General features: G+C 69.3%; 18 protein-coding genes. 10 read left to right on the forward strand and 8 right to left on the reverse strand.

The genetic code is table 11. The annotated features are described in order from the left end of the window. Positions 1-124: 124 nt before the first annotated feature. Complete coding sequence (locus QEZ54_RS20850) at positions 125-808, reverse strand: hypothetical protein (RefSeq protein WP_281306354.1); 684 nt, start codon at positions 806-808, stop codon at positions 125-127. 449 nt (positions 809-1257) lie between these two features. On the opposite strand from QEZ54_RS20850, the gene QEZ54_RS20855 reads away from it, so the two are divergent. Then, positions 1258-2019 (forward strand): hypothetical protein, encoded by a 762-nt coding sequence (locus QEZ54_RS20855; RefSeq protein ID WP_281306355.1) that lies wholly within the window; start codon positions 1258-1260, stop codon positions 2017-2019. Positions 2020-2511: 492 nt separating this feature from the next. Next, positions 2512-5226, forward strand: coding sequence for a UvrD-helicase domain-containing protein (locus QEZ54_RS20860; protein ID WP_281306356.1), 2715 nt, complete (start codon positions 2512-2514; stop codon positions 5224-5226). 442 nt (positions 5227-5668) lie between these two features. Here the strand turns inward: QEZ54_RS20860 and QEZ54_RS20865 are convergent, their stop codons facing one another. Continuing rightward, positions 5669-6673, reverse strand: coding sequence for a terpene synthase family protein (locus tag QEZ54_RS20865; RefSeq protein WP_281306357.1), 1005 nt, complete (start codon positions 6671-6673; stop codon positions 5669-5671). A gap of 293 nt (positions 6674-6966) precedes the next feature. Between QEZ54_RS20865 and QEZ54_RS20870 the strand changes: the two genes are divergently transcribed. The 5 genes from QEZ54_RS20870 to QEZ54_RS20890 all read left to right on the forward strand — a co-directional run bounded on the left by QEZ54_RS20870 (position 6967) and on the right by QEZ54_RS20890 (position 11622). Further along, positions 6967-7881, forward strand: a complete 915-nt coding sequence (locus QEZ54_RS20870) for a hypothetical protein (protein WP_281306358.1) — start codon at positions 6967-6969, stop codon at positions 7879-7881. 19 nt (positions 7882-7900) lie between these two features. Then, on the forward strand, positions 7901-9388 hold the full coding sequence (locus tag QEZ54_RS20875) for a serine/threonine-protein kinase (RefSeq protein ID WP_281306359.1): 1488 nt from the start codon (positions 7901-7903) through the stop codon (positions 9386-9388). After that, positions 9385-9981 (forward strand): FHA domain-containing protein, encoded by a 597-nt coding sequence (locus QEZ54_RS20880; protein WP_281306360.1) that lies wholly within the window; start codon positions 9385-9387, stop codon positions 9979-9981. The genes QEZ54_RS20875 and QEZ54_RS20880 overlap by 4 nt, the downstream gene beginning before the upstream one ends. 82 nt (positions 9982-10063) lie before the next feature. Next, positions 10064-10285: a hypothetical protein gene (locus QEZ54_RS20885; protein ID WP_281306361.1), complete on the forward strand. Its 222-nt coding sequence runs from the start codon at positions 10064-10066 to the stop codon at positions 10283-10285. 185 nt (positions 10286-10470) lie between these two features. Then, the gene (locus QEZ54_RS20890) at positions 10471-11622 is read left to right on the forward strand and encodes a hypothetical protein (protein ID WP_281306362.1); all 1152 of its coding nucleotides are present in this window, start codon (positions 10471-10473) and stop codon (positions 11620-11622) included. Between the two features lie 256 nt (positions 11623-11878). Here the strand turns inward: QEZ54_RS20890 and QEZ54_RS20895 are convergent, their stop codons facing one another. From QEZ54_RS20895 to QEZ54_RS20905, 3 genes are all read right to left on the reverse strand, one after another. Continuing rightward, positions 11879-12244: an ATP-binding protein gene (locus tag QEZ54_RS20895; protein ID WP_281306363.1), complete on the reverse strand. Its 366-nt coding sequence runs from the start codon at positions 12242-12244 to the stop codon at positions 11879-11881. A gap of 208 nt (positions 12245-12452) precedes the next feature. After that, positions 12453-13238 (reverse strand): anti-sigma factor, encoded by a 786-nt coding sequence (locus tag QEZ54_RS20900; RefSeq protein WP_281306364.1) that lies wholly within the window; start codon positions 13236-13238, stop codon positions 12453-12455. Then, complete coding sequence (locus QEZ54_RS20905) at positions 13225-13794, reverse strand: sigma-70 family RNA polymerase sigma factor (RefSeq protein ID WP_281306365.1); 570 nt, start codon at positions 13792-13794, stop codon at positions 13225-13227. Before QEZ54_RS20905 ends, QEZ54_RS20900 begins: the two co-directional genes overlap by 14 nt. A gap of 340 nt (positions 13795-14134) precedes the next feature. Here QEZ54_RS20905 and QEZ54_RS20910 point away from each other — a divergent pair, with 340 nt between their 5' ends. Continuing rightward, the gene (locus QEZ54_RS20910; protein ID WP_281306366.1) at positions 14135-14965 is read left to right on the forward strand and encodes a DUF4397 domain-containing protein; all 831 of its coding nucleotides are present in this window, start codon (positions 14135-14137) and stop codon (positions 14963-14965) included. Further along, entirely contained in the window at positions 14962-15648 is a 687-nt protein-coding gene (locus tag QEZ54_RS20915; protein WP_281306367.1) for a class F sortase, read from the forward strand. The genes QEZ54_RS20910 and QEZ54_RS20915 overlap by 4 nt, the downstream gene beginning before the upstream one ends. A gap of 243 nt (positions 15649-15891) precedes the next feature. Here QEZ54_RS20915 and QEZ54_RS20920 read toward each other — a convergent pair whose 3' ends face one another. The 3 genes from QEZ54_RS20920 to QEZ54_RS20930 all read right to left on the reverse strand — a co-directional run bounded on the left by QEZ54_RS20920 (position 15892) and on the right by QEZ54_RS20930 (position 20572). Beyond that, the gene (locus QEZ54_RS20920; protein ID WP_281306368.1) at positions 15892-16971 is read right to left on the reverse strand and encodes an acetylxylan esterase; all 1080 of its coding nucleotides are present in this window, start codon (positions 16969-16971) and stop codon (positions 15892-15894) included. A gap of 11 nt (positions 16972-16982) precedes the next feature. Continuing rightward, a complete protein-coding gene (locus QEZ54_RS20925) occupies positions 16983-18221 on the reverse strand; it encodes a DUF3370 family protein (RefSeq protein ID WP_281306369.1) in 1239 nt (412 codons plus the stop codon). Between the two features lie 92 nt (positions 18222-18313). Further along, complete coding sequence (locus QEZ54_RS20930; protein WP_281306370.1) at positions 18314-20572, reverse strand: family 10 glycosylhydrolase; 2259 nt, start codon at positions 20570-20572, stop codon at positions 18314-18316. 385 nt (positions 20573-20957) lie between these two features. Between QEZ54_RS20930 and QEZ54_RS20935 the strand changes: the two genes are divergently transcribed. Continuing rightward, a complete protein-coding gene (locus tag QEZ54_RS20935; RefSeq protein WP_281306371.1) occupies positions 20958-22265 on the forward strand; it encodes a sugar ABC transporter substrate-binding protein in 1308 nt (435 codons plus the stop codon). Positions 22266-22277 lie beyond the last annotated feature (12 nt).

Genomic DNA, 22277 nt, shown 5'->3' on the forward strand with positions numbered 1-22277 from the left:
TGGGCTTATCGCCGTCTGGGGTGGCCTTCGCGCCCTCGAGCCTGTCGCAGGCGCACGGATGCGCGGCGTTGCCATTCGCGGTGCTCTTGTAGGCGCGGTACCCAGTGTCGCGGGCGGCTTAGGGTCATCGCCCGGCCTTCCTCGCTTGTCGGCTTTGGTAGATCCGGTTCATTGCGAAATAGATCCACAAGAGCGTCAGGGGAAGTGCCGTGATGGCTGCGGTTGCGGTGGCCACGGAATCGCGAGCCGGGTTGGAGGTAAGCACCCCGACCCCGTACATGGTCGAATATATGCAGAAGTGTGTACCTATAAAGAAGATTGGCGTGATAGCGAGGCGAAGCCAGCCGCGCATCATGAGCCAGCGGAACGCTGCCCGTGAGACGTTCAGCATCGCCCCAGCCAGCGTTGACGGTTTGTTGCTGGCGGGCTTGGTGGCCGGTGGCCGCTCGTAGCGCTTGAACACGAAGAGGAACCACACGACGGCGACAAGAAGGCCCCCCGCAACCCCTTCGATCTCCCCGTTGTCCCTTGGATCGGGGTTCAAAGGACTTTCCAAGATCTGTCTGACTATGGAAGCGACGCCAGCGATCACGAAGCCGCTTGCCACACCAACCGCAGGCGTCAACCAGAACCGAGCCTTAGTCGACAGAGTTCGGCGGTCCGGCATAGGTGGTTCGCCGCTTTGGGACGAGTTGCCATCGCTAGTCCTTTTTCGGCGTCTGTCCCGCAGTGTCAAGGCCAATCCGATCATGCCCGCGATCCCAGCAAGAATGCTGACCACGGCGTCGGTGCCGTCAAGAAGGTCCACTGTGTCTTGATACACAACAGGGTCGAGCCCCGCTATTGACCGATCGTCCTGCCGGGGTGGCGCCCGCGGGGAACGGGCCTGCGTGAGGCGGGTACGGGCGGTGTTGCCCTCCTGGCTGCTCTTGCGGGCGTGGTGCCAGCCGCACAGCGAGGTCAGGTCGATCTCGTCGTGGTTGTCGCCGCGGCGTACGTGGTCGACGTCGATTGCCGCGCGGGTGCATCGGGCGCCGTTGTCGCTGGCGGTGCAGCGGTGGCCGTCGCGGGCGAGGACGCGGGCGCGTCGGGTTGGCCAGTCGGCGGGGAGTCGTGCGCGCCTAGTGCTACCGCTCCACGTGCTTCCGAGCACAGCTATGTCCCTCCTCGGCTCGCCCGAACGAAGCCAACTGACGTTGATGCGTATGAGTAGTGTGAGTTTCCCTGTGGATCAACACACGTCGAAGCGGAGCTGCGATGCCCTTCACTGATTGGCTTGTGCCGCTGATCACAGGACTGCTCGGAGCTGGCGCCGCCTTGCTCGGTCAAGTCCTTTCTTCGCGCAACGCCGCCTCCCAAGAAGAACGAGTCGCCGCTCGGCAGGAAGCCAGCGAGATTCGTCGCCGAAGCGAACAAGAGTCGGATCGCCTGAGATCGGAGCGCATAGAGTGCTACATGAGATTCCTCAGCGTGCTCGACGAAGTTGTTGCCGAAGCGTACAAGGAAAGGAACCCGCAGGACTTTCGCGCATGGGCGGACCAGGCGGAGAGTCGTTTCATGCCGTTGCTAACTAGCATCGAGGTCTACGGAAGCAATCGTATGAGGAAAATAGCGAGCGGGATAGGCTTCGACCTTGCGATGAGCGAAGGTCGTACCGTTCAGTCATTGGCCGAGTTTCAGGACGAGGTAATTCGTGCGGTACGCATCGACCTTGGCACGATCGAGTGGAGCGTCGAGCCTGGAACGAAGCGTGGCCATCGCGTCGGATTTCCGTGTGGCCTTCACGGCGAGGATGACCAGATAAAATCGTTTTACGAGTCGTTCGTCAAGGTTGAACGAATGCGTCGATTCAGCGAGGTAGGAGAGCTTGCCGATAAGACGCAAGAGGCCAAATGTGCGAGCTGCAAACGTTGTATTCTCGTCTATAAGTCTTTGCTGCCGGTGCAGCTCAAGGACTTCTGTCATCGCTGCTATCTACTGTTCCACTATGGCGAGTCGGCGCTTGACTGGTATAGGTGATCGGTTAATCGTAGGTCAGCGGGGTGTCGACCTATGCCAAAGCCCATCATTGTTACTTGCAAGTAACAGCCTTAAGACAAGCCAGCCGGAGACGGTCCGTAGGCGGTCGGACACGAACTCCGACAATCTCCGACATTGCCTGATGCCCCACGCGAGCGCTGCAGTGGTACAGCCGTCACGGTGCTGCATCGCGTCCTCGAGACGCCGGGCACCCATCCCCGTAGCTCGCCGCATCTGCTCGAGGCTGCCGCGAAAGCGCACGAGGCCTCGACGGGGTCGCGCGATGCCGCCGCTCAACCGGTGGACTTGAGCGACGGTGTTCATTCAAGAGGCCGCTCCGTGGCAGGGGTGGCCATCGATGGGTGACGCAAGCGATCATTGATATTTGCGTAACAGGCCGCACCGTTTCGTAGCGCCGTGTTTCCGAGGCGACAACTTCATCCGGACTCCGGGGCTCGATGGACGAGTGCCAGCATGGGAGGGCCGGACAACATGGAGGCGATCAAGACGACCTGGGGACGGATTGGCCGTCGTGGATCGCGCGACTGGCGCCTGGATCTGGTCGGCGGCCAGCTGGTGCTGACCCTGCCCGATCGTACGCTCACTCTTGGGCCCGGAGCCGCTGACGAAGTCCGGGTTGTCCGACGCTGGCTGCGTTACGTGGTCCAGGTCCAGCTCGGCTCTGATATGAGGACTTTGACCGGCATCGGCCGCCGCCCCGCCGAGCGGCTGCAGACATTTCTCGCTGCCTGGGCTCAGGTTGCCGCAATCACCGCCTGGGCCAGACAGGTGCTCGCGGTCGCGGGTAGAGCGGAGTCTGACGGTCGTTGGATCACCATCGAGACGATTCGGCAGCTGGTCGACAGCCGCCCGCGGGGAGACACGGGCCGTGGTCCGGTGGACACGGTATGGGGGCTGCTCGGTGAGGTCGAGCAGGAGGCGGTGAGGTTGTGGCGCCTTGACCTGGTGCGGTGGTCGGTCGAGGTCAATCAGAGGGTGCTGCGAGCCGAACTCACCGCCCGCGGGGACCTGTTCCAGCGGGTGGAGACCACGCCGTTGACGTTTGAGCAGGCCTGTGCGGTGGTCTGTATGGACAACCGGGTGAGTGTGGTCGCGGCGGCCGGGTCGGGTAAGACGTCGGTGATGGTAGCCCGGACCGCGTATGCGATCGCCCGAGGGTTCGTGGCACCGGAGCGGATACTGCTGCTGGCTTTCAACCAGGACGCGGCCAAGGAGCTGCAGCAGCGGCTACAGCGCCGGCTGGCCGCCGTCGGCGTGAGCGCTGACGGTGTCACCGCGTCGACGTTCCACGCGTTCGGTCTATCGGTGATCGGGCAGGTCACCGGACGAAAACCGCGAGTCGCCTCCTGGGTCGACGGCGGTCAGGGCCAGGACAAGATCCTGCGGATCGTGGACCGGTTGCGCGACTCCTCCGAGCGGTTCCGCTACGCCTACGACACCTACCGGCTGCTATACGCGCGAACCAGCGACAACCCCAAGGGCACCGACGGAGACATCTGGCACCGCGACACCCGAAGTGCCCGGCACCGAACGTTCTCCGGCCACCTGGTCCGCAGCCAGGGCGAAAAGATCATCGCCGACTTCCTGTACCTCAACGGGGTCGACTTTGCGTACGAGCGCCCTTTCACGATCGACACGGCCACCGCAGAGCATGGCCAGTACCACCCGGACTTCTACTACCCGGCGGTCGATGTATGGCATGAGCACTGGGCGCTGGACGCCCAAGGACGACCACCGGCGGACTTCCACGGCTACGCCGAGGGCATGGCCTGGAAACGTCAGCTGCACCAGGATGCGGGAACGCAGCTGATCGAAACGACCTGGGCGTCGATCATGGGCGCCGACGGCCTCGTCGCGTTCGGAGCTCAGCTGACAGCGGCCGGCCTGACCCTGGAATGGAACCCCGACCGGCCCAGCGCCGACCGCGACGCGGTCCCGGCGTCTCACGAAGACATGGCCAGGCTGCTTCGTACGTTCATGGCGCACGTCAAAGCAGGCGATCTCACCGAGGAAGCCGTCGAGGCCAAGCTGAGAGCCTCGCCGGGACTGAACACCGCCCGCACCAGGCACTTCCTGTCGGTGTACTGGCCCGTTCACCGGGCATGGCAGCAAGCCCTGACCGACGAAGGCGCCGTCGACTTCGAAGACATGCTGGTCACCGCCGGGCAGATGCTCGAAACCCGGGCGGCGCAGCTACCCTACGACATGGTGCTGGTCGACGAGTTCCAGGACACCAGCCAGGCCCGCGCCCGCATCGTCCGAGCCCTGGTCGACCAGCCAGGAAAGTACCTGCTCACCGTCGGCGACGACTGGCAGGCGATCAACCGGTTCGCCGGCGCCGACATCACGATCATGCGAGAGTACAGGCACTGGTTCGGCCCTGGGCCGATGCTGCGGCTGACGACGACGTTTCGCTGCACCCAGGAGATCTGTGACGTGTCCAGCGCGTTCGTCGCCAAGAATGACCGGCAGATCGGCAAGACCGTCACCGCCTCGGCGGGGCCTGGCGGAGACCGAGTCCGGCTTCGCTACTCCGCCAGCAACACGGTGACCGCCGTCAGGGCCGCAGTCGCAGCAGAACTGGATCGCATCAGCGAGTCCGACCAGAGCCCAGGCAACGGCACCAGGCCGGCATCGGTGCTGATCCTCGGCCGATACCGGCACGACGACCGGTTCGTGCCGGCGCAGCTGCCCGCAGGGCTGACGGTGACGTTCAAGACGGTCCACGGCGCCAAAGGCCTGGAAGCCGACTACGTCATCGTGGCGAACATGACCCGGGGACGGCTCGGGTTTCCGTCCGAGGTCGCCGATGATCCAGTGCTCAACCTCGCCATGGCCGCGCCGGATCCCTATCCGCACGCCGAAGAGCGGCGCCTGTTCTACGTCGCGTTGACCCGGGCCCGCCACCAGGTCGTGCTGATCTCGGTCCGCGAACGGGAGTCGGTGTTCGTCGCGGAGCTGCTCAACGAAGGCAAACTCGAGCCGGTCGAGGTCGACGCGACATCCGGTGACCTCGTCGCGTCTACGGTCCAGGCCTGCGCCCGCTGCGGCCTTGGTGTGATGGTGCAGCGTGTCAGCGCCCACGGGCCGTTTCTGACCTGCAGCACGTTCCCTGACTGCCGGGCCACGATCAACATTCCGCAGCAGAGGAGCAAGCCGGTAAGGCCGAGCAGCAGACGGCGCTGACGCTCGTCACTGCCGCGATCGCTGGGATGGTCGTCGTCGGCGGGCAACCTGGACCGGCTGGCATTCAGATCGGAGCACGCGGCCGATATGAGGTCGGGTCTGCGGACCCGTGCCCGTCCTGCTGGCCGACGAAGCCGCGGTGCTCACACGGACACTGTGACATGGTAGACGATTCGGGGCGAACTGCCGGTGAGGGTGACGGTCGACGGCACATCAAAGATCGCGGTAGTGGGGAGCTTGAGCTGTGGACCGCTGACGGGGCCAGTATGCGGCTGCGCGCGGCGATCATGTCCGGGGCGGATGCGCGTCTCTCGACCTCCGCCAGCTACGGTTCATCGACGCTCGTGGACTGGCGGTCCTGCTGCAGACGGCGGCCTTAACTAGCGCGCAAGGGCGCCGCCTGGAGGTGGTCAACGCGCTGGTCCAGGGGTGACGCCGTCGGCTACAGCAGCGCTTCGAGGAAGCCCGGCTTCGTGGCCGGCACGACCTCGTCGGCGGTGAGGTAGCGCAGGGTCCGAGTCTCCCATTCGTGATAGCCGCGGATCCAGGCGGCCATGATCTCGGCGTAGACCCGGACGGTGTCCTGCTCGGCGACCGTCAGGCCCAGCACGGTGCACATCTCAGGCACCTCCTCGGCCAGCTGCTGAAAGCGGGCGCAGCGCTCGGCGACCACCCGACGTGTCCGCTCGACCGCCTCGGCACGAGACAACGCGTTCTCGTGCTCGACGACCAGGACGAAATTGTCCATGTCGCCGCGGGCGGCTTCCTTCTCCAAGGAGTACACGTCATTGCACATCAACGTGACGTCGACGGTGATCGTGCGCATGATCCGCAGCTGCGGACTGTGGAACGCCGCAGGCGGCACGTCGATGCGAGCGGCCCGCTCGCCGAGCGACACAGGCACCCCCGTCCCGGACATGCCACGACGGACCTCGAGGAACCTCTCCAGATCGGTGGGCAGCCCGCGGCAGCGGTTGATCGCCTCGTGCGCGTAGGTCGCGAAGTAGTACTCCCACTCGTGGGCCGCTCGCGCCTTCCACCCGGCGGCGGCACCGTCCAGACTGCGGTCCCACAGCTCACGAAACGCCCGTAGGCAGTGGCTGCCCGGTCCCGACGGACGCGGGTCGTGAACCGCGTCGATGAACAACTGGCAGGTGCGGGCAACCTCGTCGGGCCGGCGGCCGAGCGGCCCGTCGAACTGGTCGTCGAAGAGGAAGAAGAAGGCCATGGCGTCGGCGCACAGGGTGAGCTCGTCGGCGTCTCGGGCGTGCGGGTATCCGTAGGCGGCCAGTCCGGCCATGTCCCAGCTGGCATACCAGGCCATCGCCTCCGGCCCGTCCACAAGCTGCCGCTCGCGCACCCAGTCCAGGTTACGTGCCGAAGCCGTGTCGAGGTGACGGCTGCTCCGGAGGGGAAACGGCAGGTCGAAGGTGACATCTTGCGGCACGGCTGTCCCCATTCGGCGAGGCGCACTCAGATCCGATCACGACTGTAGCCGCGGCTGGGCCGATTCGCCGCCGCCGATGTGTAGGAAAGCCCCAGCCAGGCCATCACGCCGACACGACGGTCTCATCCGCCACGCAGCGGTGACGCTTACCGAAAGGTAAGGCCGACCTGCCCTCGACGACCGGAAAAGTCACCCGACGGCCATGGCCCGGCCATCGACCGGGCGACATATTGGTCTGCGGAGTCGGCATGCGCCGACCCGACGAGACAGCACGAGGCGAAAGGCGATGCGCCATGAGGAAGTTGCGTTCGGTGGCCGCGTCGGCGGCGGTCGCACTGGCGCTGACCGGCTGCCTGCCGGAGCCCGGCGCCGAGGGGCCGGGGAACCACCCCACCGGGTCGGGCGCCGCTTCCGCGAGCCCCACGGCTGCGCCATCGACCGAGTTGAAGATCGACAAATCCTACTGGTACGCCGGGTTCAAGGGCACCCTGGGCGCCGCGACGGTCGTGGCCTCCTCATTCGGCGACGGCCGGACCGTCACGATAGAGGGGGTGTTCCAGAACCTCAGCACCGAGTACCCGGGCACGCCGACATCCGAGGTCCTGCTGACCGTCGGCGACCGCACCTACACGGAAGTAGACCGCCAGCTGCAGCGGCTGCCCGAGATCCCGGCGCAGCGCAGCCAACCCGTCCTGTACGCCTTCACCGTCGACGAGCACTTCGTGCTCGCCGACGCGGTGCTGGTGGTCGGCAAGCCCTCCCTCCGGCAGGCCGTGATCCCCTTCGCTGGCCCCGACGGGCTGGTCTCCCTGGAGCCCAGAGCGGTGCCGATCACGGGCAAGGTGCTGGCGGGCAAGAGCGGCGGGGTGTTCATGACCGTCACCTCGGCGGAGGTACGCGCCGACGAGCCGTACCTGCACGGCCAGGCGCCCTCGGGACAGGAGTTCCTACAGCTCAAGTTCTCCGCCACGAACAACACCGCCGCCGGCTTCGCCTGGGTCTTCGACCGCGACCTGCACCTGAAGGCACCCGACGGCACCTCGCTGGCCACCGCCGACAACTGCAGCCGCGCCCAGATCTACCCCGCCCCGCACGCCACGGCCACCGGCGGGCTGGCCTGCTTCCTCGTGCCCGCCCCGGCCGCTGGCACATACCTGCTCAGCTGGAACCGCTACGACAAGGGTGCGCTGCGCGTCGCCGTCGATTGACGGTCGTAGAATGCCGCCGATGACGGTGGACGCCGGACCCGACGGGGTGGCAGACAGGACCGACGCTGCGGCGCCGGTTCTGCATCCCACCGACCCCCGGCAGGTCGCCGGGCTGCGGCTGCTCGGCCGGCTCGGCGAAGGCGGCATGGGCGTCGTGTTCCTAGGCCAGGCCGACAACGGACACCTGGTCGCCGTCAAGGTCATCCGCGCGGATTACGCACGCGACCAGCACTTCCGAGCCCGGTTCGCCGCCGAGGCCGCCGCCGCGCGCCGGGTCGCCCGCTTCTGCACCGCACCGGTCCTCGACGTGGGCGCCGACGGTGACCTGGCCTACCTCGTCACCGAGTATATCGAGGGACCCACGCTCACCACCGCCGTCGAGCGGCAGGGTCCCATGCGCGGATCCACGCTGGACGGTCTGGCCATCGGTGTCTGCGCCGCACTCCACGGCATCCACGCCGCGGGCGTCGTGCACCGCGACCTCAAACCCGGCAACGTCCTGCTGTCACGGGTCGGACCGAAAGTCATCGACTTCGGTATCGCCCGCGCGCTCGACGACCCGGACCGGCTCACCGAATCCGGCCACCTAGTCGGCACGCCCGGATACATGGCGCCGGAGCAGTTCCGCGGCATCACCACCACGGCCACCGACATCTTCACCTGGGGCGCGGTCGTCACCTTCGCCGCGACCGGCCGACCCCCGTTCGGCACCGGCTCGCCGTACGAGCTGATGCACCGCATCCTGACCGACCCGCCCGACCTCGGCGGGCTCGAACCACCGCTGCGCAGCCTCGTCGCGGCGGCACTGGACAAAGAGCCCGACCGGCGCCCGACCGCCCGGACGCTGCTGCTCGCCCTCGTCGACGACACCGACAACCCGGTCGACGCCACCTCGCGCATCCTGTCCACGCGGTGGGCGCCGCCACCGCCGACCCGGGTCGACCACGCGACCCGGGTCGACGACAGCCACGCCGCCGGGCCGCTGCTCGACCGGCCGCTGGTCGAGCGGACACCGGCCGGACGTTCCCGGCTGGCGCTGACCGTGGTTGCCGCCACCACACTGGTCGCCGTCATCGCCACCGCCGCGACGCTGCGCGACGACCCCGGTGTCGGCGACCGTCCCCGTGCCGAGATGTCCGCCTCCGTCGTGGCACGACCGGCGCTCACCGGACCGGGCACGCCGACCACCGCGGACACCACCAGGTCCGCCACGGTGATCACGATCGGCACGCGCGTACCGGCGCAGGGGGAGATCACCCTCGGCGTCGGAGAGCAGCGCATCTACCGGCTACACCTGACCGGTGACCGCGACGTCTACGTCACCGGCTATGTCTGCGCAAGCCTGGTGCGATGGCGGTTGTCGCGGGCAGGCGGCGACAAGGTCGGCTCCGGCCACCTCGGCTGCCTGCAGTCCGGGCCGTACGCGCTGCGCGCCGGCGACTACGAGCTGCTGGTCGGGGAACCGGGCGTCGACGGCGCCTATGCATTGAAACTGGCCGAACGATGAGCACCCTCGCGGCCCACCTGGAGATGCGGGGAGCGGGCGGTGCCAGCCTGATCGCCCTCGCAGGTGACCGGATCACCCTGGGCAGCGCCGACTCCAACGACATCGCCGTGCCCGCCGACCGCCTCCTGTCGCGTCTGCACGCTGTCTTCGAGCACTACCCGGCGGGCTGGTGCGTACGCGACCTCGGGTCCCGCAACGGGACCTACGTCAACGGCCAGCGCATCTGGCAGGAGCAGGTACTGGCCGACGGCGACGAGATCCGCGCCGGAGCGTCGCGGTTCGTGCTGCGGTCCGGCCGGGCACCCGCCGGGCAGGTCACCGAGGCGGGCGCGCCGCCGCCGGAGATCACCGCCCGCGAGCGCGACGTGCTGGTCCAGTTGTGCCGCCCGTTGCTGGCCGGTGAGATGTTCACCGAGCCCGCGTCCAGCCGCGAGATCGCCGCCGCGCTGGTCGTCACCGAGGCTGCGGTCAAGCAGCATCTGCTGCGCCTGTATGAGAAGTTCGGGATCGACGGTGACGGGGAGAGGCGCCGGGTGCGCCTGGCCAACGAGGCGATGGCCCGCAGCGCGATCACGCGCGCCGACCTGCGGTAGCCTGCGGCAGCTCCCAGTGGTAGAGGGCGGCCATCGCCGCCGTCGATGAAACGGCCAGGCTCGGCGGTGAAGGTGTCCGCAGATGCTCGGTCCCTTGCCGTCCTCGCTCGCGACGCCCTCGATCTGGTATAAGACGGTGCTGGCGCCGAACAGGAAGTTCACACTCGCGGCGGGCGCGGTCGGGATGCACTGGCGCAGGTCGCCCGCCACCGTGATCATTGTCCTGGCGACCATCGCCTTTTCACTGCATTCGGTCCTGGACCGGTCGTCGATCACTATACGAACCTGCTGTTGTCAGCCGTGACGCGCATTCACGCCCGTCACGCTAAGCTGCTGTCGTCGACCGATGTGCGACTAGGGTTCCGCCGGGCGGCTACCGGGACTGGTCCGAGCGTCGCGACTGCCGCAAGGCGGACACCTTGAAGGACAAAATCCTGGGGGGTTACGTCGGCACGCTTCGCCGTGCCCGCGTCTACCCGAGGTGTTGCCGTGCCTGCCGTCCTATCCGTCATCTTCACCCGCCGCGCGTTTCCGGTCGCCGCCAGTTCCCTGATCGCCAGACTGCCCAAGGGCATCACACCGTTGGCCGTCGTGACACTGATACACCAGACGACCGGCTCCTTCGCCGCCGCGACCGCGTTCGGCGACGCCGTGTCCACGCCCATACAGGGCCGACTGCTCGACCGGTACAAACGCGGCCAGGTGCTGCTGCCATCCGCCACGCTGTACGCGGCGGCACTCGCCCTTCTGCCGGTCCTGGCGACGCGGCATGCGCCATTCGGTGCGCTGCTCGGCTGTTCCCTGCTCGCGGGGGTCGGATTCCCGCCCATCTCCGGCAGCATGAAAGTCCTCTGGCCGCGGCTCGTCGCGGCCGGAACCCCGGCCCGCACAGCATATGAGGCGGAGTCCCTCATCCAGCAGGTCCTGCTGCTCTTCGCGCCGCTGTCGGCCACGATGCTGACGGTCTGGGCCGGACCGGCCGCCGCGGTATGGACTGCCGCAGCAGCGACGCTGTCCGGCTCGATCGCATTCGTCTACCACGCCGCACAAACCGACGCTGGCGTAGCGGACCCGCCACACCGCACCGGCAGTGCCTTAAGCGCCCCGCGCCTCAGGGTCCTCATCGCCGCCACCGCGGTTCAGGGCCTCGTGTTCGGGGCCATGCCCGTGGTCCTGCCCGGGCTGGCCGTCTACGCCGGAGCACCCGACATGGGCGGACTACTGCTGGCCGCCTGGATCTGCGGCGGTGTACTGGGCAGTTTCCGCCGAGCCCAAGCCGACTTCCCGCTCGCCTTGGCGCGGCTGGCCATCGCTTTGGCTGTGCCGGCGATCGTCGCCGCAGCCACTGACGGATCGCTCGTCGCGACCGCGGCAGCGTTCAGTGTCGCGGGCCTGTTTCTCACCCCGGTCGCCGCAGCCAGCTATGTCCTCGTCAACGACACGACACCACGGGCGAACCGGACCGAGGCGTTCACCTGGCTGTCCACCGCGCTCGCCGTGGGCGGGGCGGCCGGGTCCGCGCTCGCCGGAGCCACCGTCGACCGGCTCGGGATCTTGCCAGCAGCGTTCCTGCCTCTCACAGCCGCCGCAACCGCGACGGCAGTCGCCCACCTCCGCACCCGCACCCGACCTTCGCGATGATCACACCATCCGTCGCTGATCGCCTCGCCAGACATGCATCCCTCGGCGAAGCCGGACGGCACGCTCCGAGCCACGGCCGTGCGATTCGGCGCGGGCGGCGCGTAACGCGTGCTGCCGGGTCGGGGCGGCGGCCGGCAGTAGCTCGACTGGCGTCGGCCGCAAGCCAACCGAGCCGAGGAGCCTCGGATGAGACTCAGCGATCTCGTCCGGGTGCTGGAAGGCCACCACGGACGATCTCAGCCCCCGCTCCAGGTGGTCACGGCAGTGGGTACTCCAGCCAGACGACCTTGCCATCGGCGGTGGGCTGGACGCCCCAGCGTCGCGACAGTCGGTGCACGATCTCGAGGCCGAAGCCGCCGCCGACGTCGGGACTGCGGGGCACCGGCGCGGCGGGGTTGCGGTCTGCGACCGCTATCCGCAGCGCCTTGCCGGTGCGTTCGAGGGTCAGCGCCACGGCGCCGCCACCGTGCAGCACCGCGTTGCTGACCAGCTCGGAAGCCAGCACCAGCACATCGGTGCGGTGTTCGTCCAGCCGCCAGGACCTCACGAGCAGCCCGACGAACTCGCGTGCCACGACGGCGCTGCCCGAGTCGCCGGGCAGCGCGATTGACACGGTGCTCACCGCGCCCTCCGCCGCAGGGTGCCTGCCGGGCCGCCTCTGGATGCGCCGCTTGTTCGGCGGTCGTCTGTGTGCGTCAACGCTGCCTCCGCATCGTGTCTGATAGCCACAGATCGGCGAGGGTTGCCCAGCGCGGGCATGCGGCCGGGGCGGCGACCGGGCCCGGCCACGTCGCCCCGGCGGGAGCGTCGCGACCGGGCCGGTGGGCCCGTCAGCCGAGCAGGCCTCGCAGCAGGCTGTCGCCGGAGTGGGCCGTGTTGTTGTCGAAGTGCTCGGCCGATACGTCGACCAGCCGGTACGTGCCCAGGTCGGCGTTGGCGGGCAGGCTGAACTCGCCGTCGGAGCCGCCGCCCAGCGTGCCGACGGAGAACATCCGCATGCTGTCGGGGTCGATCAGCCACACCTCGTAGTAGCCGTCGACCGGGGGCAGTCCGTCGACATGCAGGTGCAGCCGGTGGCCGTCGACGACCTCGGCCCGGCCCAGGGCCGAGGCGGGGGTGTCGCCGTACGCGGTCAGCTGCGCGGCGGCCACTACCAGCGGCCGCGGCGACGGCTGCGGCCTTGCCCACCACACACCGCTGGTCACCCCCGCTGCCAGGGCGGCCAGCACGAGGGCCGTGCTCACCGCCAACCGCGCCCACCTGCGCGAGGTCGGCGGCCGCGACGTTCCTGCGGCCTTCGGCGGGCGCCCGGCGGGCGGACGGGCCCGACCCCCGGCGGCGGGCGCGCTGCCGGGGCTGGACGGGCCGCGGTCGGGCGGTGCCGTGGGGCCGGACTCGACGCCGGTCTGCGCGGCGATGGCCGCCCAGACCGCGGGCGGCGGAGCGGGCAGCTCACGCAGGTGCCTGGTCTCCGCCACGACACCTGACAGGCGCTGCAGCTCGATGACTTCCTGGCGGCACGCGCCGCAGGCGGCCAGGTGCTCCACCAGGTCGGGCTCCTCAGACAGGTCGTCGAAGGCCAGCAGGACCAGCTGATCGCGATCAAGATGCCGCACCGTCCACCTCCCATCGCTGCTTGATGGCCGCCATACCGCGGCGGATATGGCTTTTGACGGTCCCCAGCGCCAAACCCGTCCGGTCGGAGATCTGCTGGTGCGTCAAATCGTCGTAGAAAGCCAGCTCCAGCACCTTACGCTGGTCGGCGGGCAGACGGGCCAGCTCGTCCGCGACGACCAGCTGCTCGACGACGTGCTCGGCCGACGGGGCCGGCTGCGGGTCGGGCTGCCGGCGGATCACCTCTTCGACGCGTTCGGCGCGCTCGCGCACCCGCACCAGGTCGACGACCTTCCGGCGGGCGATGGCCAGCAACCAGCCCAGCAGGCTCCCCTTCTCCGGGTCGAACGTGGCCCGGCTCAGCCACGCCGCGACGAACACCGCCTGGGTGACGTCCTCGGCGTCGCCGCGGTCGCGCAGACACCGCGACGCCAGGTGGAACACCGCGCCGCCGTGCCGGTCGTACACCTGCCGCAGCGCCGACTCGTCCCCGGCGGCGAACCGTTCGGCGAGGTCGTCGACGTCGACCACGGCGGTCTTCTCGCGCTGCTCACTCACCGCAGAGATCGCCTTTCGTGGGGTCGACCAGACTGTAGCCACAGCACTCACACCGCCTCCTTCCACCCGGCGCAGAAACCCTTCACCAGTGGGTACGACGAGCCAGGCCGCTCTGGATGCACCTGAGTCGCGGCTGCCGACCGTGTCGGCGGCCACCAGCCGCGGACACGTGTCCCTCCTGCTCGCAGCGGTCTCGCACGCGCGTGTACGACCGGCGACGGGTGCGCGGACGCGAATGAGACGTACTTCTCTGCTCGCATCCGGCGCCGAGGGCAGGGCCGTAGCAACCTGTGACGGCACCGATGACCGTCGTGATGAGACGATCAGGGAAGAGAACCTCATGCGCCCCTTGATTCTGCGCCGCGCGCTGGCACTGGCCGCGGTGACGACGGCCGTGACCGCCACCGCCGGCCTGGCCACGGCGATGCCCGCCCACGCCGCAACGTCGAAGGTGTCGGTGGTGCACGGCATCCCGGACACGCCGGTCGACGTGTACGTCAACGGCAAGGTCACCCTGAAGGGCTTCAAGCCCGGCGACGTCGCCGGGCCGCTGGAGCTGGCCGAAGGAAAGTACGACATCGACCTCACCAAGCCCGGTGAGCCCATCGACAAGGCGATCCTGTCCGTCGACGACGCCGCCGTGCCCGGGGGCGCGAACATCAGCATCGTGGCCCACCTCGACGCAGCCGGCAAGCCGAAGATCACGCCGTTCGTGAACGACGTCAGCAAGGTCGGAGCGGGCAAGGCGCGGCTGATCGTGCGCCACACCGCGGCCGCACCGGCGGTCGACGTGCGCGCCGGTGGCACGCCGGTGTTCCAGAACCTGACCAACCCGAACGAGGCCAAGGCCGACCTGGCCGCGGGCACCGTCAGCGCCGACGTGGTGCTTGCCGGGACCACGACCGTGGCGATCCCCGCCACCGACGTCGACCTCAAGGAGGGTACCGCCACGATCGTCTACGCCACGGGCTCGGCCGACGGCAAGAACCTCGGCGTCGTCGCGCAGGTGATCACGGGGCTGCACTCCGCGCCGGGTGGCGTTCCCAGCGGTGACGGTGGCCTGGCCGACGAGCCCGGTGCCGGCGTGTGGTGGCTGGTCGCGGCGGCTGCCGCCATGATGCTGGCGGTCGCCGGCGGCGTCCGGTTCGCGACCCGACGCACCGGCCGATGAGCGACGAACGCCACGGCGTGCCCCGCGATGTTCGCGGGGCACGCCGCCCGCACCTGTCCCGGCGTGCCATCCTGGCCGCCGTCGGCGCGGCGCTGCTGGCCGGATGCGCCGACAGCGACCAGGACAGCGTCTCGGCGAAGGTCGAAGCGCTGTCCAGCCCGCCGCACGGCACAGACCAGCCGACCGTGCAGGTGCCGGTCCAGCGCGGCGGGCTGCCCGCCGCCCCGGCGACGATCCCGCCCGTCGCGCTGAGCATCCCGGTGATGTCGCTGAACGCGAAGGTCGATGCCGTCGGTATCGACGCCCGGTCCGGGGACTTCGCCGTCCCGCCCAGCGTCGAGCGGGTGGGCTGGTACAGGTACGGCCCAGGCATGGAAGCCGTCGCGGGCTCGATCGTCATCGCCGGCCACGTCGACAGCGCCGCACAAGGCAAAGGCGCGTTCTTCACGCTGCGCGACCTGACCGAAGGCGCTGCGGTCCGGCTGACCGACGCCACCGGCCGCGGCTACGGCTTCCAGGTCGTCGGCGTCGAACAGTTCCGCAAGGCCCGGATCCCGCTCGAACGCTACTTCGCCCGCGACGGCGCGCTACGGCTGACACTGATCACCTGCGGCGGCCCGTTCGACGAGGCCACCCGCCACTATCGCGACAACGTCGTGGTCACCGCCACGGTCTCCGGCTGACGCCCGCAGAGTAGCCGGGCCTTGTGCGCGGGCGTCCGTCGCATAAGCCCGGCCAGGGCGGCCGCTGGTAACTATGCGGATGGGACCGTCGGGGATTACGTGGGACCGCCGTAGCGGCGGTCCCGCCTGTCAGCACCAGCAGCACCACGGTCAGTACCGAGCTGGGCGACCAATCAGCTTGCCGCGCGTCGGCGTCGCGCTGGTCGGCTGCCCGCCGACACGCGCCTCGGCGCCGTCCAGGACCTACACCTGCCGCAACGGAGTGTCGGCGGCTCGGTCGGCCAACCAACGAAGCTGCTGGATCTGGTGGTGGCCTTCGCCGCCTTCGTGTTCGTTGAACGGATAGGCACGGATCTGCTTCGGGCCGCGGTAATGGTTGTAGGCGGCGTACACGGTGGAGGGTGGGCAGACCTGGTCCATGAGGGCGACGGAGAACAGCGCCGGCGCGGCCGAGTCCGTGACCAGGGCGGCTGCGTCGAAGTAGGCCAGGGTGGAGAAGACCTGGTGTTCACGGTCGCGATGTACGCGCAGGTAGCGGGCGATCTCGGCATAGGGTTCCCGGTCGGTGATCGACGCGCCGCGCCGGAAATGGCACAGGAACGGCACGTCTGCCATGACGGCCCAGATGTCGTCGGCCAGCGCCGATACCGCCAGGGCGATGCCGCCGCCTTGGCTGGATCCCGCGACGGCGACGCGTTGGCGGTCGACGGCCGGATGGGCGCGGGCCGCCTGCACGGCGCGTACGGCGTCGGTGTAGACGCGCCGGTAGTAGTAGGTGTCGCGGTGTTCGATGCCGCGGGTGGCGAAGCCCGGGTAGGCGGGTTGGCCCCCGTCAGGCGCCGGGTCGGGAGTATGGCCGACGGACCAGGCCGATCCCTGGCCGCGGGTGTCGACCACGAGGTGGGCATACCCGGCCGCGGCCCACAGGTGGCGTTCGTGCGGCAGGCCGCGGCCGCCGCCGTAGCCGACGTACTCCACGACGGTCGGCAGCGGTGCGGTGCTGCGATTGGCCGGCAGGTGCAGCCACGCGCGGATCGTCGCACCGCCTGCTCCGGTGAAACGCGTGTCGTAGGTGTCGATGACGGTCAGTCCCGTGTCGACGGCGCTGAAGGCGGCGTGCAGGGGCCAGGCGGCGGCCTCGTCGAAGGTGCCTTCCCAGAACTGCCGAAGGTCGTCCGGCCGCGGCAGCTGCGGTCGGTAGGCGGCCAGTTCGTCGGCGGACAGATCGTAGTGCGGCATGGAGGGTTCCTTGCTGTGCTCGGTCGCGGGTGCTCGGCGGTCGCGTAGACCGAGGTGCGGCGGTGACGGCGGGTCGGCTGCCACCGCCGCTGGGGTCAGATCGATTCGAGCAGCAGCTGCGAGCCTGCGGTGATCAGGCCTGGGACGTAGAAGTCGAGGGTGAGGGTGCGGCTGGCGCCCGGGGCGACGGTGTAGGTGCCGAGCTGGTCAAGCGGCACGGTCGGGCGGGTGTAGACGGTCTGCACGACCGTGGTGCCGTTGTCGGTGACGGCGATCGGGCCGTTCCAGGTGTTGCCGGGTACGTCGGTGGCGCCGGTGATGTTGGACCCGAACGTGACCCGCGCGGTGCGGCTGGTGGCGGCGGTGTTCTGCAGGACCAGCCGGATGGTGTAGTGGTGGCCGTAGTTGCCCCAGCTGCGGGTGGAGGAGTCCGCCAGCGCGGCCAGCGCCGGGGTGGTCTGGTCGGGGGCGGGGATCTGGCGGCTGGTGGTGTTGACGGCCAGGCCGTAGTGGTTTCCGGCCGGGGGCAGCGGGGCGTTCACGGTCTGGGTGTCCCAGCCGGAGGTGCTGTACACGCCGGCTTCGCGGCCGTAGGTGGTGGCGGTCTCGGACTTGATGTTGCCGGGGGCGTAGGAGGTGTCCTGCTGGCTGAGGTTGACGGCGGTGCCGAGGTTTCCGTCGCTGGTGACGGCGGTGTACACGTACACCCCTGCGCTGGCGGTGACTTCGAATCTGCCGTCGGCGATGTTGGAGGCGTTCATCGTGATCCGGGTGATCTGCTTGGCCTGGCCCGGTGCGACGCTCACCCCGGACAGGTAGCTGCTGGTGGTGCCGCGGCTCCATGCGTCGGCCACGGCGTAGCAGGGTCCGGTGCCGGCCCGCTGGGCGGGATCGCTGGTCAGCGGTTTCTGGGCGTTGGTGTAGGCGGCGCCGGAAGCGGACACGGTGACGCTGCCGGCGTTGGGGTTGGTGACGAACACGTGCAGGTAGCGGGTGCTGCCTGCACCGTTCTGGTGGTAGAGGTAGATCGGGAACGTGCCGCTGAGGGCGTGGGCGCTGCCGCCTCGGGTGGAGGTGGTGCGGGAGTGCAGCATCAGCCAGCCGTTGCCGGTGAAGGTCTCGGGGTTGTTGCTGACGACGATCGGGCTGCCGCTGGTCCCGCCGGGCAGCTGGTGCAGGTCGGCGACGGGGACGGTGCCGCCCGGGCCGGTGGGGGAGCCCGGGGTCCAGGCGCCGGTGGTCACGGTGGTGTCAGCGGCGGCGGGGGCGGCCAGAGCCAGTGCCGCGACCGCGGCGGTCATACCGGCCAGCAGCCGGACGGTTCGGTGGCGCATCGTCGAGCCTTTCGTGAGTGGGGTGAACCGGTGCGGTGAGGTGCCGGGCGGATCCGGTCGCGGTGGCGTAAGGCCCCGCCCGGCGGCGGTGGTCAGCGGGCGTGGTGGGCCAGGCGCAGCCAGCGCTGGTACATCGTCAGATCGCGGCGCAGCCGCTCGGTGAACCCGGGCTCGGCTCCGGCCGCGGTGAGCCTTTCGACGGCCTGGTCCAGCAGCCGGGCGGCGGCGTCGAGCCGCGCGTCGGCGGGCTGGTCCAGCAGCAGGCGCGCGGCCGACAGCCGCGTGGTGATCGCGGCGGCGTCGGCCAGGCTGATGCAGGCGCGGGCCGATCCGATGGACGCGGCGGCGTCGGCCAGTCCCGCTCTGGCGGCGGCGGGATAGTCGGCGTGCGGAACCGGAACGTGGTTGCGCTGCTGGCCTTCCCGCAGCGCCTCGGCTTGCAGGGCGCTGAGCTGGTTGTATGCGAACAGGGCCGCGCCGTCGGAGTCGGCGTCGACCACCGCGCTCATCTGGTCGAGCATCAGGTCGGGGGTCGAGCCGCGAAGCGGGCCGTAGGTGGCGGTGTACAGCGGGACGTCGCCGACGCGGTGGCGCATGACGGCGGTGTCGGCGCCGACGGAGTCGGCGGAGGTGCCGAAGGACATGCCGGTGAGGAAGTCCAGGCGGCCGGCATCGACCCAGGCGCCCCAGTTCTGGAACTTCTTATTCAGTCCGTCCGTGGGGTCGGCGAACACGGCCGCCGACAGTTTCGCCGCCGGCGCCACCTGCTGCTGCATCTCGCGTACGTCCGCGACGAACGAGGTGATCCGCGCTTCGCGCCACCGGTTCCAGGTCTCCCACAGCGGCGACTGCGGGTCCAGGGTGTACGGATCGGTGCCGTGTTCGGCGGCGAACCGCTGGCGGCTGTAGTCGCTGTAGGAGAAGTCGGCCCCGAAGGGCTGCGACACCGGGTAGCGGATGTAGTCCAGGTGCAGGCCGTCGACGGCGTAACCGGTCAGGATCTCGGAGAACACGGCCTTGACGTGGTCGCGGACAGCGGGGATCGCCGGGTCCATCCAGTAGTAGCCGGGTTCCATCCGGGAGGGCTGCGGTCCGGTCTTGCCGACGTCCTCGCGTTCGACCGCGGCCCAGTCCGGATGAGCCGACAGCACCGGGGCCCCGCCGGCGGCGATGCCGACGTAGAAGGTGTGCACCCAGGCGTGCAGTTCGATGCCGCGCTGGTGGGCCTGCTGGACCCAGATCCGCAGCGGGTCGAAGCCGGCGAACTCCGGCTTCTGCGCCGGCAGGCCGTCGGCGGCGGCCACGGCGCTGGGGTAGATGGTGTAGCCGTTCCAGACGGTTTCGAGGAACACGATGTTGACACCGGCGTCGGCGATGCGGTCCAGGGCGGCGCTGATCTGCGCCGGGGTGGTCTCGGTCGGCCGTACCCACAGGCCGCGGCCTTCGGCGGCACGCGCCGGGCGGGTGCGGTATGCCGCGATGGCGGCCTGGTGGCCGGCCGATCGGGCGAGTTCGGCGGCGTCTTGCGGCTGCTGCGCCGCCGCAGCCTGCGATCGCAGCTGGCCGGCCCGGTCGAGGGCTTGTTCGACGGCGGCGGCGTCGATGGCGGCGCAGGATTCGCGGGCTTGTGCCAGGGCGGTCCGGGCGGAGGCGAGCTGGGCGTCGGCCTCGCTGAGGTAGGCCTGGGCGTCGATGGCCACGGTGACGGTGTCGCCGGTCAGGGTGACGGCGGCGCCGATGACGGCGTTGGTCTCCAGCCACGATCCGCGTGAGCCGTGCCCGGACAGGACCATGCCACCGGCGGGGATGGCGCGGTTGTTGCCGCCGCGGGCGCTGACCCGCCCGTCGGTGACGACGACCTCGTAGCCGTAGTCGTTGGTCTGGGTGCTGGGTCGGCCGCTGGCGGTGGTGTAGGCGATCAGCTGTTCGGCGCCGCGGCAGCCGGGGAAGCAGACGCCTTTGGTCTGGTCGACGCCTGGCGGGTTGGTGCCAGCGGTGGGGTCGACGGCGTCGACGGCGGAGCTGACGGTGCGGATGAGCAGGTTGTCCAGGCGCACCTGCTGACCGGCGCGCAGGTGGTCGCGCAGGAAGCGCCGGTCGTCGCCGCCGCCCGCGGCCGGCGGCGATGCTGACAGCACGGCGCCGTCGGCGGGGATGGGGTTGTTGCCCGGGGCCGGGCAGCGGTCGAAGACGGTGCACACCGATACGACCTCGTAGACGCCGCGGTCGGCGGTGGCGCGCAGCACCGCTTCGCCGCCGAAGGCGTTGGTGCGGGTCTCGGCGCCGAACTCGGGTGTGTACAACGCCAGCACTCCGGCGGCGCGGCTGGATGGATTGATGGCGTCGATCATGGCTGCAGCCCCGTCTGCGGCGGTCGCCTGAGGCGTGCCCGCCTCAGCCGCCGCAGCGGTGGACTGGACCAGTACGTAGGCGCTGCTGGCGATTACTGCTCCCGCTATCGCAGCCCACGTGGTCTTGCGTCGTATCACTGGTACGAACCTCCCGTGTGGTTGGCCACATCATTGGAAGGTGGTACGGATAAGTCAACGGCGTTGACAGGCGATAGGGGCGGCGTTAGTGGGCATGGCAGGTGCTGTTAGCGGTCTTCACCATAGGTTTTCGCTGATCTAAGGCTTGGTGTGACGGTCGTCACACTTGACTGTAACGGCCAAGCCGACTTAGCTCGGCCATACAAATGGACCGTACCACTTGTGTTCTTGACGATGAAGGAGACGCATGATGCGCACCCGGCGCTGGCTGCTCGCCGCGACCGCCGCACTCGCGCTGGCCACGACCGGCTGCGGGCTCGGCAACGACGAGCCCGCGACTGCGAACGGCGACATCAACTCCGGCGAGCTCAAGGGTGAGATCACGTTCGCCACCCTCGCGCTCAAGCCGACGTTCGACGAGTACATCAACGGGGTGATCGCCAAGTTCGAGGCCGCCCACCCCGGCGCGAAGGTCAACTGGGTCGACGTGCCGTTCCAGGGCGCCCAGGAGAAGTTCACCACCGACGCGCAGGCCGGAACCCTCGCCGACGTCGTGAACCTGAACCCGAACTTCGCCCAGAAGCTGGAGCGCCAGGGCGTCTTCTACGATCTCGCCGCCAACGCCGGCGACGTCAAGCCGACCTTCGTGCCGGGCGCCTGGGACGCGTTCACCGTGCCGGGCCAGCCCGGTGCCTACGCGCTGCCGTGGTACCTCACCACCGAGGTCACGATGATCAACAAGGATCTTTACGTCAAGGCCGGCCTCGACCCGGCCAAGCCCCCCGCGACCATCGACGAGGCCCTCGAGCAGGCCAAGAAGATCTCGCAGGCCGGCAAGGGCGCCTTCTACGGCATCCACCCCGCCCTGGAGAACCGCTTCATCACCGACCTGGCCCGCCTGGGCGTACCGCTGCTCAACGCCGACCAGACCCAGTGGACCTTCAACACCCCCGAGGCCGCCGCGTACCTGACCAAGCTGCGCGACATGTACCAGTCCAAGGCCATCGCCCCGGACTGGCTGACCCAGAACCACGCCAAGGCCACCGAGGCGTACTCCGCCGGCCAGACCGCGATCTTCCCGTCCGGCGCGAACTTCCTCAAGGTCGTCAAGCAGAACGCCCCGAAGATCGCCGAGAACACCGGCGTCGGTCCGCAGCTGGCCGGGACCGCCGGTGCCCCGAACATGTCGGTGATGGGCCTGCTCGTCCCGAAGGCCAGCAAGAACCCGCACCTGGCGCTGGAGTTCGCCAAGTACGTCAGCAACGCCGAGAACCAGCTCGCCTTCGCCAAGATCGTCACGATCCTGCCGTCGACGACCGCGTCGCTGACCGACCCGTACTTCACCGACACCAGCGACGGCACCCCCGAGTCGGCCGCCCGCAAGATCATGGCGGAGCAGATCGCGACCGCCAAGAACCTCACCCCGGTGCAGTTCGACGACCGCACCAAGGCTGCCGTCCTCGCCAAGATCCAGCTCGCCGTCAAGGGCGACCTCGACCCGAAGACGGCCCTGGACCAGGCCGTCGCCGAGGCCAACACCCTGCTGGCCAAGTAACCCCGCCCCAAG

Origin of the sequence: Catellatospora sp. KI3 (assembly GCF_029948125.1) — a bacterium.
Taxonomy (GTDB): domain Bacteria; phylum Actinomycetota; class Actinomycetes; order Mycobacteriales; family Micromonosporaceae; genus Catellatospora.

Excerpts from the sequence above, each read along its gene's own strand:
- QEZ54_RS20880 (WP_281306360.1), top strand. The coding sequence starts at position 9,385 with ATGAGCACCCTCGCGGCCCACCTGGAGATGCGGGGAGCGGGCGGTGCC.
- QEZ54_RS20930 (WP_281306370.1), bottom strand. The coding sequence starts at position 20,572 with ATGATCGACGCCATCAATCCATCCAGCCGCGCCGCCGGAGTGCTGGCG.
- QEZ54_RS20885 (WP_281306361.1), top strand. The coding sequence starts at position 10,064 with ATGCTCGGTCCCTTGCCGTCCTCGCTCGCGACGCCCTCGATCTGGTAT.
- QEZ54_RS20910 (WP_281306366.1), top strand. The coding sequence starts at position 14,135 with ATGCGCCCCTTGATTCTGCGCCGCGCGCTGGCACTGGCCGCGGTGACG.
- QEZ54_RS20860 (WP_281306356.1), top strand. The coding sequence starts at position 2,512 with ATGGAGGCGATCAAGACGACCTGGGGACGGATTGGCCGTCGTGGATCG.
- QEZ54_RS20875 (WP_281306359.1), top strand. The coding sequence starts at position 7,901 with ATGACGGTGGACGCCGGACCCGACGGGGTGGCAGACAGGACCGACGCT.
- QEZ54_RS20925 (WP_281306369.1), bottom strand. The coding sequence starts at position 18,221 with ATGCGCCACCGAACCGTCCGGCTGCTGGCCGGTATGACCGCCGCGGTC.
- QEZ54_RS20935 (WP_281306371.1), top strand. The coding sequence starts at position 20,958 with ATGATGCGCACCCGGCGCTGGCTGCTCGCCGCGACCGCCGCACTCGCG.
- QEZ54_RS20915 (WP_281306367.1), top strand. The coding sequence starts at position 14,962 with ATGAGCGACGAACGCCACGGCGTGCCCCGCGATGTTCGCGGGGCACGC.
- QEZ54_RS20855 (WP_281306355.1), top strand. The coding sequence starts at position 1,258 with ATGCCCTTCACTGATTGGCTTGTGCCGCTGATCACAGGACTGCTCGGA.
- QEZ54_RS20870 (WP_281306358.1), top strand. The coding sequence starts at position 6,967 with ATGAGGAAGTTGCGTTCGGTGGCCGCGTCGGCGGCGGTCGCACTGGCG.